Raw genomic sequence first — 12,620 nt, 5'->3', positions numbered from 1 at the left:
AAACGGGGCCCACTCAAGAGACCCATAAATCGTCAGAGTGACGAGATGGGGGTACGATCCCGTCATGAACACAGCGGACCTTGGCCTGCCGGTGGATGTTCCCTCGACGGCGCTCTTCACGGACCAGTACGAGCTGACGATGTTGCAGGCCGCGCTGGCCGCGGGGACCGCCGAGCGGCGCTCGGTCTTCGAGGTCTTCACGCGGCGGCTGCCCGACGGGCGGCGCTACGGGGTCGTGGCCGGGACCGGCCGCGTTCTCGACGCCGTCGAGAACTTCCGCTTCGACGCGGACCTCCTCGGCTTTCTGCGCGAACGGCGGATCGTGGACGAACCGACCCTGGAGTGGCTCGCCTCGTACCGCTTCAGTGGCGACGTGTGGGGCTATCCCGAGGGCGAGGTGTACTTCCCGGGCTCGCCGATCCTGCGGGTGGAGGGGTCCTTCGCGGAGTGCGTGCTGCTGGAGACGGTGATCCTCTCCATCCTCAACCACGACTCGGCGATCGCGGCCGCCGCCTCCCGGATGACCTCCGCCGCCGGGGAGCGGCCGCTGATCGAGATGGGCGCCCGGCGCACGCACGAGCTGGCCGCGGTCGCCGCCTCGCGGGCCGCGTACATCGGCGGCTTCGCCACCACCTCCGACCTGGCGGCCGGGTTCCGCTACGGGATTCCGACCGTCGGCACCTCCGCACACGCCTTCACCCTGCTGCACGACCGCGAGCGGGACGCCTTCCAGGCGCAGGTGAACTCGCTCGGCCGCGGCACCACGCTGCTCGTGGACACGTTCGACGTCACCGAGGCGGTCCGGATGGCCGTCGAGGTCGCCGGCACCGAGCTGGGCGCGGTGCGCATCGACTCCGGTGACCTGCTGCTGGTCGCCCACCGGGTACGTCAGCAGCTGGACGAGCTGGGCGCGACCCACACGAAGATCATCGTGACCTCCGACCTGGACGAGTACGCGATCGCCTCGCTGGCGGCGGCGCCCGTGGACGCGTACGGCGTCGGCACCCAGCTGGTGACGGGATCCGGCCATCCCACCTGCTCCATGGTCTACAAACTGGTCGCCCGCGCCGAGTCGGCGGACCCGAAGGCTCCGCTGGAGGCCGTGGCCAAGAAGTCCACCGGCGGCAAGACGTCCATCGGCGGGCGCAAGTGGGCGGCGCGGCGGCCCGACGATTTCGGGGTCCCCGAGGCCGAGGTGATCGGCACCGGGCCGGTCCCCGGTGAGCTGGCCGACCACCAGCTCCTGGTCGAGCTGATCAAGGGCGGCCAGGCGGTCGCCCGCGAGCCCCTCGACGTCGTACGCGACCGGCACGCGGCGGCCCGCGCCAACCTGCCGCTGTCGGCGACGCAGCTCTCGCGCGGAGAGCCGGTGATTCCCACGGAATACGTCTGACCCACGCAGTACGTCCGAGATCCACGGAGTACGCCCGCGACGTGGGCGTCGGCCTCACCGGGACGGCGCCCCAGTGGCCCCACTGGTGCCCACTCGTGCGGGCACGCATGAACAACCGGTCAGCGGGAATGCAACGGCAGCGTGCCTACGCGGCTCGCGGAAGCCAAAAGCCCCCTCCCGCAGCGCACTTGAAGTCTTTAGGCTCGGTACACCAAGTGTGCCCGTGGAAACGCCTTCAGGAGCCCAGGCCGTCCTCCGGCCGGGGGTCCGGGGGTGTCCCCCGGGACACGAGGAGCAACGGCCGGGCCCGCACCCCATCCACCGACCTCCTGCCAAACCGAAGGACACCGACCATGCGCCGCGCCTTGATCGTCGTAGACGTGCAGAACGACTTCTGCGAGGGTGGCAGCCTCGCGGTGGCCGGGGGTGCCGATGTGGCCGCCGCCATCACGGAGCTGATCGGGCAGGCGCCCGCCGGCTACCGCCATGTCGTGGCCACCCGCGACCTCCACATCGCCCCCGGCGGCCACTTCGCCGACAACCCCGACTACGTGCACTCCTGGCCCGCGCACTGCGTGGCCGGCACGGAGGGGGTGGGCTTCCACCCGAACTTCGCCCCGGTCGTCGCCTCCGGCGCGATCGACGCCGTCTTCGACAAGGGTGCCTACGCGGCGGCGTACAGCGGCTTCGAGGGCGTCGACGAGAACGGGGTCTCGCTGGGCGACTGGCTGCGGGCCCGGGAGATCAACGAGGTGGACGTGGTCGGCATCGCCACGGACCACTGCGTGCGCGCCACCGCCCTCGACTCGGCCCGCAAGGGCTTCCGCACCCAGGTGCTGCTCGACCTCACGGCCGGGGTGGCCGAGGAGACGACGGAGCGGGCCCTGGAGGAGCTGCGGGCAGCGGGTGTGGAACTGACGGGCAAGCCTGTCGTCTAGGACCTGTCCGGCGGGGAGCACCCCACGGAGGGTCCGCGGTACGGCACAGCACCGGAACGCGCCGCCGCCGCTGCCCGCCGCCATGACGGCCGGCCCGTTATGGCTGCCTGCCGTCACGGCTACTCACCGTCGCCGTCGGCGGATCATGGCTACTCACCGTCGCCGTCGGCGGTCATCATGGCTACTCACCGTCGCGGCGGGAATCCGTCCGCCCGGCGGATTCAGAGGTCCCGCCCCCTCACGACACCCGTCTCACGCCTGCGCCGCAGGCCGTCTCAGCAGGGCTCTGATCGGGTGCCAGAGCTCCTGGACCGCTTCCGGGCCCGCGAAACCCGTGTCTGGGGCCGTACGCCATATGAGGCCGTCGGGGTGGTGCAGGACCGCGGTGATCTCGTCCGGGGTGGGAGGCGCCGCGTTGCCGCGGAGGTAGACCGCACGCAGGCCCAGGTTGCGCAGCCGCGTCAGGGCTCGGGCGCGGTTCTGGGCGAGGACCAGGAAGCGCACGCAGCCGCCGCCCGAACCCGACGGGCTGGGCAGATTCAACGCCACCACCACGCTGCCGTTCGGCAGCTTGCAGAAACCTCCTGCGGCCATGCGGTCACACCCCCGTGCGAGTCAGTGTCAATAAGCGAGGCACAGGACGCACCTAAACACGATCGGCGGCAACCCGCCAGGGGGTCGCCGCCGATTATGCTCTGACCTGCAGAAATACCGATTACTTCACCGCGGGGCCGACCCGGAGCGAGATCGTGGAGCCGTCCTTGGCCTCCTTGACGATCTGGATCTTGGTGTTGGTGTCAGTGATCTTGACGCCGCCGGTCGGGTTCCTGTTGTCGTAGTAGTCGCTGGTGTGGTCGTTGAAGACCGACACCCCCTTCGACGACGGGATCTTCGTCGCGACGTCCGCGCTGTGCAGCGTGATGCCGTCCGTGCGGTACAGGCTGAACGTCGAGTCGTAGGCCTGAATGCGGTTGCGCATCAGCGTCCCGTTGTCCCACCACAGGGCCTTCGGGTGCGCGTCGACCGGAAGCGCGAGGCCGACACCCGGGTGCTGGCTGGTGTTGTTGTCCGCCTGCGAGGTGTCCCACTTCCAGATCAACAGGCCGTTCTGGTACGGGTAGTGCTCCACCCAGTCCGGACGGGTCGTCGAGAAGCCGAAGTTGTACGGGCCGACCTTGAGGGTCTTGTCGTACGAGACGTACTGACGGTTCTCAGCGAGGTAGTACTGCGCGTAGTCCTTGGTGAAGGACGCGCCGATCCGCGAGAAGCCGGTCGCCGTCCAAGCGGCGTCGGCCGTCTCGGCGTTGTCCGAGAAGAGCGCCGAACCGTCGGCGGTCACGATGATCTCGTCGGCCGCGAAGCCCTTCTGGGCCACGCCACCGTCGGTCTGGTAGCGGAAGCGGACGTCGATCTTCTTGCCCGCGTAGGCGTCCAGGGAGTACGACAGCTTCTTGTAGCCGTCGACCGTGCCGGTCAGGGCCGGCTTGTCGCTGGCGTCGTGCGGGATGGGCTGACCGTCCACCGTGCCGTCGAGAGCGGTCCAGTTGGCGCCACCGTCGGTCGAGACCTCCGTGTAGAGGAAGTCGTAGTTGGCCTCGATGTCGTAGTAGCCGTCCAGGGTCAGCGCGGCCTTGGACTTGCCGGTGAGGTCGACCGAACGGGTCAGCGTGTTCTTGAGGTTGTCACCGCTGCCGCTCCACCACTGGGTCGAGCCCTGCGCCGGGGTCACGACGGTCGTGGTGACCGCCTTGTCCGGCAGGTTGACCACGAGGGCCTGCTTGTTCCAGGTGTTGTACTCGGCGACGCCCAGCTTGTGCGTGGACTGCTTGCCGGCCTTGGCCGTGTCGTAGTTGAGCCAGCCCAGCTGCAGCTTGTCCCAGGCGTTGAAGTCGCCCGGCAGGTCGCCGATGGACTCCTTGCCGGTGCCGAGCCAGGAACCGGACGACATCAGCGTCCAGAAGCCGGTGGAGTTGTCGCCGCCCGCGGTGTCGTAGTGGTCCGGCAGACCGAGGTCGTGGCCGTACTCGTGGGCGAAGACGCCGAGTCCGCCGTTCTCCGGCTGGATGGTGTAGTCGCCGACCCAGATGCCGGTGTCGCCGATCTGCGCGCCGCCGAGCTTGTTGTCGGCCGGGCCCGTGGCGCCCGCGTCGGTACCGAACGCGTACCAGCGGTGGGCCCAGATCGCGTCGGTGCCCTGGACGCCGCCGCCCGCGGACTCGTCCTCACCGGCGTGCACGATCTGGAAGTGGTCGATGTAGCCGTCGGGCTCGTTGAAGTTGCCGTCGCCGTCGAAGTCGTAGCGGTCCCACTGGTCGAAGTTCGCCAGGTCCGCCTTGATGGCCGCGTCGGTCTTGCCGGCCGCCTTCTGCTGGGCGACCCAGGCGGTCACGCCGTCGCTGACGACGTTCCACACGCTCGGGCAGTTGGTGGAGCCGCAGGCGTTGTTGCCGTAACGGGCCTCGTTGTAGGGGACCTTGACCCAGTCCGCGACCTCGCCGGCGACCGAGTAGCGGCCCGAGGACTGCTTCTCGTAGAACTTCTTCATCGACTCGACGTGCTTGCCGGTGCCGAAGTAGAGGTCCTGGAAGTGCTTCTGGTTGTAGTCCGCCTGCCAGGCCGTGCTGTTGTCCTTGGTGCGGTCCGGCTGGGATATCTGGTTGTGCAGCGGGCCGGCGGTGCCGCCGGCCGTGCTGTCGACCTTGTCGCCGAACTCGACCAGGATCGTGAAGATCTTGTCGGTCTTCTCGCGGCCGAGCTCGACGTACTTGCTGTCGCCCTTCTTGCTCTTCAGCTGGACGACCTGCGAACCGTTGCGGTTCTGCACCTTGGCGTCGCCGGATATGACCTGGTTCAGGGCCTCTTGGCGCTGCGCGTTCCGGGTCTTGCTGAGCGGCCCGTCGAGGTCGTGGTCGACCGTGTTCTTGGCCGGCTGCGGGTCGTGGCGGTCCACGGCCGGTGACTTGGCGGCCGAGTCGGCCTCCGCCACGGCGAACGTAGAGAACGTGGCGGTGGCCGCCGCGAGGGCGACGCCCACCGCTGCTGCTCTGAACGTCCATGGTCTGCTGGTCACTTGATGTCCTCCCCCGCGCCCGCTCGCGCGGATGGGGGGTCCCGGTCATGGAAGTCCGCGCGCGTATACGCGATTCAAGTGACGACATTTGACCGGAGTTACCAAAGAAAAGACAGGTCTTGACTTGAACCTGGCAAGTGCACTATGCGGAGCGGGGGTTCGTTATCCGAACGCTCCGCGCAACCCCCAACGGGCGCGCCCGTATGTCCACTTGGTGGACGTGATGACTCCGTGCGCCCCCTGTGCACCGGCACCGTGGGTAAGGTCACGCTTACCAGCCGTTCCACTCGGGCATGCAGGCGAATAGAGTCGCTTGGCGGAGCGTCGGAAGTCGGCGGAAAGCCAAGCCGACACCGTTGTCTCACCCCCGATTCTTATCCGCACCCTCCCCCATCGCGAGAGGCACCCGGGGGGAGAACCCCCATCCGAGGACACGATTGCCATGCCTCGTCCGACCGCCGCACAGCTCGCCTACGGTTCCTGCACCGTGATCTTCTCCACCCTCGCCATGCTGCTGCTGTCTCAGACGAGTTCGGGCCTGGGGATCGCGCTGATCACCCTCTCGGCGCTCGCGCTCGGGCTGCTCGTCGCCGTGACGGTCCCGCTGCCGACGCCCACGCCGTCCGCGGCGGCTCCGACTCCGGCTCCCGCTCCCGCTCCGGTCGAGCGCGTGCCCGTACAGCGCGAGACCGCATCCGTGTCCGCCGCCGCGGCGCCCGAGCCCGTACGCGAACCGGCCGGCCCATGACGCCTGGCACGCCACGCACATGAACCGGCGGGCCCGTGAAGCAGGGACCCGCCGGCCTTCGGAACGCTGCCGCCGCCCTGGGATCAGCCCGTACGAGGCCGACCGTGTACGTCAACTGGTGCTGACCACCACCGTCTTGGCCGCCTTGTCGTGCAGGCCCTGCTTGTAGGGCTTGTCGAAGAAGCTCCAGCCACCCGCGATCGCGGTCCAGATGCACGCGCAGCAGAACGCGAACGGGAGCCACAGGACCAGCGAGCGGGTCAGCATGGTCTGCACGGAGGGCGTGGAACCGTTGTCGAGGTTGGCGACCCGCAGATTGAGCAGCTTCTTGCCGAGGGTCTGTCCCGACCGGCTCATCATGACGGTGTCGTACGCGACGTAGCACACGGCGGCGATCACTTCCTTGCCGAAGGATTCGCCGAACTTGATCTTGTCCGTGTCCATTGTGTACTGGGTGAACCCGAAGGCCCAGGACAGCAGCCACACCACGATGCCCACCAGGATCATGTCGAGGATCCTCGCCAGCACCCGTTTGCCGCTGTCGGCGAGCGGGGGCATGCCGGCCAGCGGATCGCCGCCGTAGGGACCGCCGCTGCCGTAGGGACCGCCGCCGTAGGGGGGTGGCTCGCCTCCGCCGCCCGGGGGTGGCTGGCCGCCTCCGTACGGCGGGGGCTGATCGCCGTAGGGAGAGCCGCCGCCCGAGGGCGGCGGGGGGCTGTCGTACGGGGAACCGCCGCCCTCGGCGGGCGGGGGCTGCTTCTTGAACGGGTCTTCGTCCGGTGGCTGACCGGAGCCGGGGGGCGGCGGTTCACTGCTCATGGCCCGAGTCGACCGCGAACCCTCCGGCTCCGCATCCGGCGAGGGCCGTCCGGGGGACCGGGACGGCTATGCCTGGCCGGCCCTCAGGAAGGACACGGCTTCACGAGGACGAGGCCACGAACTTCACTAGGACGAGGCCACGAAAGTGTGGGCCGCCTTGTCGTGCCAGCACTGCCGCCACGGCTTGTCGAACAGGCACCACAGCACGCCGACGACACCGACCCCGAGCAGGCCCGGGACGCTGTAGACGAGCCAGCGGCGCAGGGCCGCACCGAAGGTCGGCGGTTCGTGGCCCTCGATGTCGCGCACCTCGATGCCGCACAGCTTCTTGCCGAGGGTGCGGCCCCACTTGGCGGTGGGCAGCGCGTCGTACAGGACTCCGAAGAGGAGCAGGACGGCGAGGGCGATGCCGAGGCAACCGGTCGTCGTGCCGTCGAGCAGCCAGACCGTGACCTTCTCGCCGGACAGCTTGGCCGCGTCGATCTTCTCGTTGATGTGGTCGATCGCCCTGGTGCCCAGCGGCACGGCGGCCGCGGCGGTGACACCGGCGAGCACGACGGTGTCCACCAGCCGTGCGGCCAGCCGCTTGCCCAGGCCCGCGGGCCGCGCCGCCGACTGCCGCCGCGCGGCCGCCTGGAACACGTCGTCGACCGGCGGCTTCCACGGCGCGACCGGCTGCCCCTCGTCGGGCGCGGCACCCGCGAGCCGGTGCACCTGCTGGGCCCAGGAGGGCTGTCCGCCGCCGGGGCCGGAGGTCATGGGGGCCGGGCCACCGGACTGCTGGGGTACGGAGGGAGTGGCGGGCGTGGCGGGGGCGTTGCGAGCGGCGGCCGCCGCCTGGGCGGCCTGCCCCGCGCCGAAGCCGCCACCGGCGTGGCCGCTCGCGCCGGAAGCAGGGGAAGCGCCGGAAGCGGGGGCAGCGCCAGGAACGGCGGAAGCACCGGAAGTGCCGGCCGCGGCGGCCGTGCCGGGTGCGCCCGCCGCCGGGCCCGTGCCCCCGGTCTGCGCCCCGTGCTGCCGCTCCGTGCGCGGGGAGAGCGCACGGAAGGCCATGGTGCCCTCGGAAGGCACGGAGTCCTTGGCGCCGGGCGTGGCGGAACCCGGGTTCCCCGTGCTGCCCGCGCCCGGCGTGTCCTGTGGCCCCGAGGGCCGCACCGGCCCCGTGGGACGGCGGAACACCACGGTGCCACCGGACGCCGGGGGCTGCCGGTCGCTGCCGGAGTCCGCGGGCGGGATCGTCGCCGTACCGTCCGTGCGGGAGGACTTGCCGTCGGGCTGGACGATGTCGTCGCCCGGCTGCGCCGCGCGGGGCACCCGGGGGTCGGCGCCCTGCGGCGCGCCCCAGGACACCCGGCGGTCCTGTTCACCGCCGAAGCCGGACTGCTGGGAGCGGTCGGCACCCCACGCCGCGGCGGGCTCGGGCCGACTGCCGTGCTGCGCCTCGGAGGGGGACACCGGGGGCTGGGGGTCCTCGTCGAAGAAGTGCGGACCCGTCTCCTCGGCCGGAGCCGGCGCCGGTGCGGGCACATGGACCGGGCGCACGCCCGGCGGCGGTGCGAGCGGTTCGCCGTCGGACGGGGCCGGACGGCTCGTACCCGGTACCCAGGAGGCACCGTTCCAGTACCGGACATATCCAGGAATGGAGGGATCCGGGTAATACCCTTCGCGGGGCCTGTCGTCACCGGGGGCCGGGGTTGGGGCGCTCATGTCCGTCGTCCCGTATCTGCTCGGGGGTCTTTTGAGGGCTCCACATCTATCAGACCGGCGCACGCGTCACGGCCGCTCCCGCCGTACCCACCCCTTTCGGGCAACGTTCCGCCACGTCTTGCAAGCCGGGTTCCGGTGTTGTCCGGGAAGAAACCGCCCTTCGTCGCAGAGGGCGCCCGAAGTTGGTTCGGCGCCGGCTGAAGCCGGTCCGAAGAAATTTCCCGGAACTCGCGTAATGGTTCCGGACCAACGCGCTCTCCACTCGTACGGGCCCGCCCACAGGGCCCCGGACACGAGAGGAAACGCACGACATGCACACCGTGGTGGAACGCGAACTCGAACTCAAACTCGTCCTGTCGCCCGAGCGCGGCATTCCCGTCCCTGCGCGGCTCAGCTACCGCACCGACGACCCGTACGCCGTCCACATCACCTTCCACATCGGCACCGACCATCCCGTCAACTGGACCTTCGCCCGCGAGCTGCTCGTCGAGGGGGTGTTCCGGCCGTGCGGGCACGGCGATGTACGGGTGTGGCCGACGAAGGTCGCGGGCCGCAGTGTCCTGCTGATGGCACTGAGCTCGCCCGACGGGGACGCCTTGCTCGAAGCGCCCGCCGCGCAGGTGACGTCCTGGCTGGAACGCACCCTGACGGCGGTCCCGCCGGGCTCCGAGGCCGAGCAGCTCGGCATCGACGACGGCCTGGCCGAGCTGCTCGCTCCCTCCCCCAAGCTCTCGGCCTCGCTCGAGCAGGGGGGACTCCCGACGGTCGACGACCTGTGGCTGCGCGACCCGTGGCCGTCGGACAAGTCCAAGGGCGGTGAATAGCGCTGGGTGTCAGAACAGCTTGCCCGGGTTCAGGATGCCCAGCGGGTCGAACGTCGTCTTGATCGCCCGCTGCATCTCCACTCCCACCGGGCCGATCTCCCGCGCCAGCCACTCCTTCTTCAGGACGCCCACGCCGTGCTCGCCGGTGATCGTGCCGCCGAGTTCCAGCCCGAGCGCCATGATCTCGTCGAAGGACTCGCGGGCGCGCCGGGATTCGTCGGGGTCGGACGCGTCGAAGCAGACGGTGGGGTGCGTGTTGCCGTCACCGGCGTGCGCGCAGACCCCGATCGTCAGGGCGTACTTGTCGGCGACGCGCTCGATCCCTTCGAGCATGTCACCGAGCCGGGAGCGCGGCACGCACACGTCGTCGATCATCGTCGTGCCCTTGACCGCTTCGAGCGCGGTGAGCGACAACCGCCGTGCCTGAAGCAGGAGTTCGGACTCGGCCGCGTCCTCCGCCGGTACGACCTGGGTGGCGCCCGCGGCCTCGCACAGCGCGCCGACCGCGGCGAGGTCGGCGGCAGGGTCGTGGGTGTCGAACGCGGCCAGGAGCAGGGCCTCGGTGGTCTCCGGCAGGCCCATGTGGGCCATGTCGTTGACGGCCTTCACCGTCGTACGGTCCATGAGTTCCAGGAGGGACGGCACGTGGCCGCCCTCCATGATCCGGCAGACGGCGTCGCAGGCGGCGCGCGCCGACCCGAACTCGGCGGCCAGCACGAGCTGTTGGGGCGGCTGCGGCTTCAGGGCCAGAATCGCCCGTACGACGATGCCGAGCGAGCCCTCCGATCCCACGAAGAGGCGGGTGAGGTCGTACCCGGCGACGCCCTTCGCCGTACGGCGGCCGGTGTTCATGAGCCGTCCGTCGGCGAGGACGACCTCCAGTCCGAGGACGTACTCGGCCGTCACCCCGTACTTCACGCAGCACAGGCCGCCGGAGGCCGTGCCGATGTTGCCGCCGATCGTGCACATCTCCCAGCTGGAGGGGTCCGGCGGGTAGTACAGGCCGTGTTCGTTGACCGCGCGGGAGAGCGTGGCGTTGATGACGCCGGGTTCGACCACGGCGATGCGGTCGACGGGGTTGATCTCGAGGATCCGGTCCATCTTCACCAGGGACAGCACGATGCAGCCGTCCGAGGCGTTGGCGGCGCCCGACAGGCCGGTGCGGGCGCCCTGTGGGACGACCGGGACGCGCAGCTCGGTCGCGGTGCGCATGACGTGCTGGACCTGTTCGACCGTGCGCGGCATGACGACCACGGCGGGCGTGCCCGCCTCGCAGAAGCTCGCCATGTCGTTGGCGTACGAGGCCGTGACGTCCGGGTCGGTGAGGACGGCCTCGGCCGGCAGGCCGCTCAGCAGGCGGTCGACGAGGGTGCCGGTCGCTGCCGTGTCTTCATCGTGCGGGGCTTCGATACGGCTCATGATCACAGCGTCGCACTCGGGGCCATCGGTGTGAACCCCGTCCGCCCGAGGCTTTTACTGCCGGGATGTGGTCTTCGTACTGGCGCACAGTGAGCGGCATGGAGATCGAAAAGCAGCAGCCGGTTCTCTCCGGGCTGCAGCTCCAGGAGCCCCGCGGGCCGCGCTTCTCCCCGGTCGCCCAGCGTGTACTGCTCCGCGTGGTCGTGGGCGGTGCCGTGGTGGGCGGTGTGCTGGTGCTGCTGCCCCCGGCGCGGCATGCCATGGTGCCGCCCTCGCCGGGACCGGGCGCGGTGAGCCGGGCGCAGCGGGCGGTCGCGGCCGGGGTGCCCGCCTCGCTGCCCGATCTGACGGCGCTCATCGGAGATCGCGAGGCCCATCTGCGGGCCCATCCGCGCGACGAGCAGTCGTGGGCGGTGCTCGGCAGCGCCTATGTGGAGGAAGCACGGCGCACCGCGACGCCCGCGTACTACTCCAAGGCCGAGAAGGCGCTGCATACGTCGCTGCAGCTCAGACCGGAGCGGAACACGGAAGCGCTGGAAGGCCTTGCCGCGCTCGCCAACGCGCGGGGCGAGTTCCAGGAGGCCAAGGAGTGGGGCGAGGAGGCCGTGGAGCAGTCGCCGAAGCGATGGACGACGTATCCGCTGCTGATCGACGCGTACGCCGGCATCGGGGACTACAAGGCCACCCGCAAGACCCTCGAAAAGCTGCAGAAACTGCACTCCGGGCCGGCGGTGCTGGCGCAGGCCTCACGGGTCTACTGGGACCGCGGCTGGCGGGAGGACGCGATGGCCACGATCGCCGACGCGGCCGCGGGCGCGGGGACACCCGCCGAGGAGGCGGTCTTTCTTCAGCAGGCCGGTGACCTGGCGTGGGAGCGCGGCGACCCGGAGCAGTCGCTGCGCTACTACGAGGCCGCGCTGAGGGCCGACGCCGACGCCCACGGAGCCCTCGCCGGTCAGGGGCGCGCGCTGGCGGCGCTCGGGCGCACCTCGGACGCGCTGAACGCGTACCGGACGGCGCTGGCCAAGCGGCCCGCGCCGCGGTACGCGCTGGAGCTGGGCGAGCTGTACGAGAAGCTGGGGATCGGCCGGGCCGCACGCGAGCAGTACGACCTGCTGCGGGAGCGGGTGCGGCAGGACACCGCCGGGGGTGTGGACGACGAGCTGGTCCTCGGGCTCTTCGAGGCGGACCACGGCGACCCGGCGGAGGCGGTGGAGCGGTTGCGCGACGAGTGGGATCGGCGCCCCGCGATTCCCGTCGCGGACGCGCTGGGCTGGGCGCTGCACCGGACCGGGGCGGACGAGGAGGCGGTCAAGTTCGCCTCGAAGGTCTTGGACAAGGAGCACGGGGGTGGCGTGCGCAGCGCGCTGTACATGTATCACCTGGGCGAGATCGAACGCTCCCTGGACCTCTCCGGCCCGGCCCGCCGCCATCTCACCGATGCCCTGCGCATCAACCCCTACTTCTCGCCGCTCCTCGCGCCGCTGGCCCGGGAGGCCCTGGACGGTCTGGGCGAGCCGCCCGCCGGCGGGCCGCCCGAGCCGCCGGAGGAGGAGCCCGAGGAGTACCCGGAGCCGCCCGGGGCGGAGCCCGCACCGCAGCCCGCGCGGACGCCCGCGGCGAAGCCCGCACGGACGTCCGCACCGAAGCCCCCGCAGCCCCCCGCACCGAGGCGCTCGGCGTCGCACTGAGCGGCGGCGGG

Annotated in this window: 10 protein-coding genes; 5 read left to right on the top strand and 5 right to left on the bottom strand. The window is 70.8% G+C overall.

Annotated elements, in window-relative coordinates:
• The first annotated feature begins 64 nt into the window (after positions 1-64).
• Positions 65-1,393, top strand: a complete 1,329-nt coding sequence (locus IEY95_RS05700; RefSeq protein ID WP_189184770.1) for a nicotinate phosphoribosyltransferase — start codon at positions 65-67, stop codon at positions 1,391-1,393.
• Between the two features lie 353 nt (positions 1,394-1,746).
• Positions 1,747-2,331 (top strand): isochorismatase family protein, encoded by a 585-nt coding sequence (locus tag IEY95_RS05695; RefSeq protein ID WP_189184769.1) that lies wholly within the window; start codon positions 1,747-1,749, stop codon positions 2,329-2,331.
• 252 nt (positions 2,332-2,583) lie between these two features.
• On the opposite strand, the gene IEY95_RS05690 is transcribed toward IEY95_RS05695, so the two are convergent.
• Complete coding sequence (locus tag IEY95_RS05690) at positions 2,584-2,925, bottom strand: hypothetical protein (protein ID WP_189184768.1); 342 nt, start codon at positions 2,923-2,925, stop codon at positions 2,584-2,586.
• 121 nt (positions 2,926-3,046) lie between these two features.
• Positions 3,047-5,401 carry an immune inhibitor A domain-containing protein gene (locus IEY95_RS05685; RefSeq protein ID WP_189184767.1) on the bottom strand — a complete coding sequence of 785 codons (2,355 nt, stop codon included), beginning with the start codon at positions 5,399-5,401 and terminating at the stop codon, positions 3,047-3,049.
• Positions 5,402-5,843: 442 nt separating this feature from the next.
• Between IEY95_RS05685 and IEY95_RS05680 the strand changes: the two genes are divergently transcribed.
• Positions 5,844-6,149: a hypothetical protein gene (locus tag IEY95_RS05680; RefSeq protein ID WP_189184766.1), complete on the top strand. Its 306-nt coding sequence runs from the start codon at positions 5,844-5,846 to the stop codon at positions 6,147-6,149.
• Positions 6,150-6,260: 111 nt separating this feature from the next.
• On the opposite strand, the gene IEY95_RS05675 is transcribed toward IEY95_RS05680, so the two are convergent.
• Together IEY95_RS05675 and IEY95_RS05670 are read right to left on the bottom strand one after the other, a co-directional pair.
• On the bottom strand, positions 6,261-6,968 hold the full coding sequence (locus IEY95_RS05675) for an RDD family protein (RefSeq protein ID WP_189184765.1): 708 nt from the start codon (positions 6,966-6,968) through the stop codon (positions 6,261-6,263).
• 126 nt (positions 6,969-7,094) lie between these two features.
• Complete coding sequence (locus IEY95_RS05670; protein ID WP_189184764.1) at positions 7,095-8,675, bottom strand: RDD family protein; 1,581 nt, start codon at positions 8,673-8,675, stop codon at positions 7,095-7,097.
• A gap of 311 nt (positions 8,676-8,986) precedes the next feature.
• Here IEY95_RS05670 and IEY95_RS05665 point away from each other — a divergent pair, with 311 nt between their 5' ends.
• On the top strand, positions 8,987-9,499 hold the full coding sequence (locus IEY95_RS05665; RefSeq protein ID WP_189184763.1) for an SsgA family sporulation/cell division regulator: 513 nt from the start codon (positions 8,987-8,989) through the stop codon (positions 9,497-9,499).
• Between the two features lie 9 nt (positions 9,500-9,508).
• Here IEY95_RS05665 and IEY95_RS05660 read toward each other — a convergent pair whose 3' ends face one another.
• Positions 9,509-10,924, bottom strand: coding sequence for an FAD-binding oxidoreductase (locus tag IEY95_RS05660; RefSeq protein ID WP_189184762.1), 1,416 nt, complete (start codon positions 10,922-10,924; stop codon positions 9,509-9,511).
• Between the two features lie 92 nt (positions 10,925-11,016).
• Between IEY95_RS05660 and IEY95_RS05655 the strand changes: the two genes are divergently transcribed.
• A complete protein-coding gene (locus tag IEY95_RS05655; RefSeq protein WP_229702597.1) occupies positions 11,017-12,609 on the top strand; it encodes a tetratricopeptide repeat protein in 1,593 nt (530 codons plus the stop codon).
• The last annotated feature ends 11 nt before the right edge of the window (positions 12,610-12,620 follow it).

The sequence above is a fragment of the Streptomyces albiflavescens genome (assembly GCF_014645835.1).
Classification (GTDB): Bacteria; Actinomycetota; Actinomycetes; order Streptomycetales; family Streptomycetaceae; genus Streptomyces; species Streptomyces albiflavescens.
Note: the sequence above shows the minus strand (reverse complement) of the source record. Positions and strands in the feature narration are given on the sequence as shown.

Excerpts from the sequence above, each read along its gene's own strand:
- IEY95_RS05700 (WP_189184770.1), top strand. The coding sequence starts at position 65 with ATGAACACAGCGGACCTTGGCCTGCCGGTGGATGTTCCCTCGACGGCG.
- IEY95_RS05695 (WP_189184769.1), top strand. The coding sequence starts at position 1,747 with ATGCGCCGCGCCTTGATCGTCGTAGACGTGCAGAACGACTTCTGCGAG.
- IEY95_RS05690 (WP_189184768.1), bottom strand. The coding sequence starts at position 2,925 with ATGGCCGCAGGAGGTTTCTGCAAGCTGCCGAACGGCAGCGTGGTGGTG.
- IEY95_RS05680 (WP_189184766.1), top strand. The coding sequence starts at position 5,844 with ATGCCTCGTCCGACCGCCGCACAGCTCGCCTACGGTTCCTGCACCGTG.
- IEY95_RS05675 (WP_189184765.1), bottom strand. The coding sequence starts at position 6,968 with ATGAGCAGTGAACCGCCGCCCCCCGGCTCCGGTCAGCCACCGGACGAA.
- IEY95_RS05670 (WP_189184764.1), bottom strand. The coding sequence starts at position 8,675 with ATGAGCGCCCCAACCCCGGCCCCCGGTGACGACAGGCCCCGCGAAGGG.
- IEY95_RS05665 (WP_189184763.1), top strand. The coding sequence starts at position 8,987 with ATGCACACCGTGGTGGAACGCGAACTCGAACTCAAACTCGTCCTGTCG.
- IEY95_RS05655 (WP_229702597.1), top strand. The coding sequence starts at position 11,017 with ATGGAGATCGAAAAGCAGCAGCCGGTTCTCTCCGGGCTGCAGCTCCAG.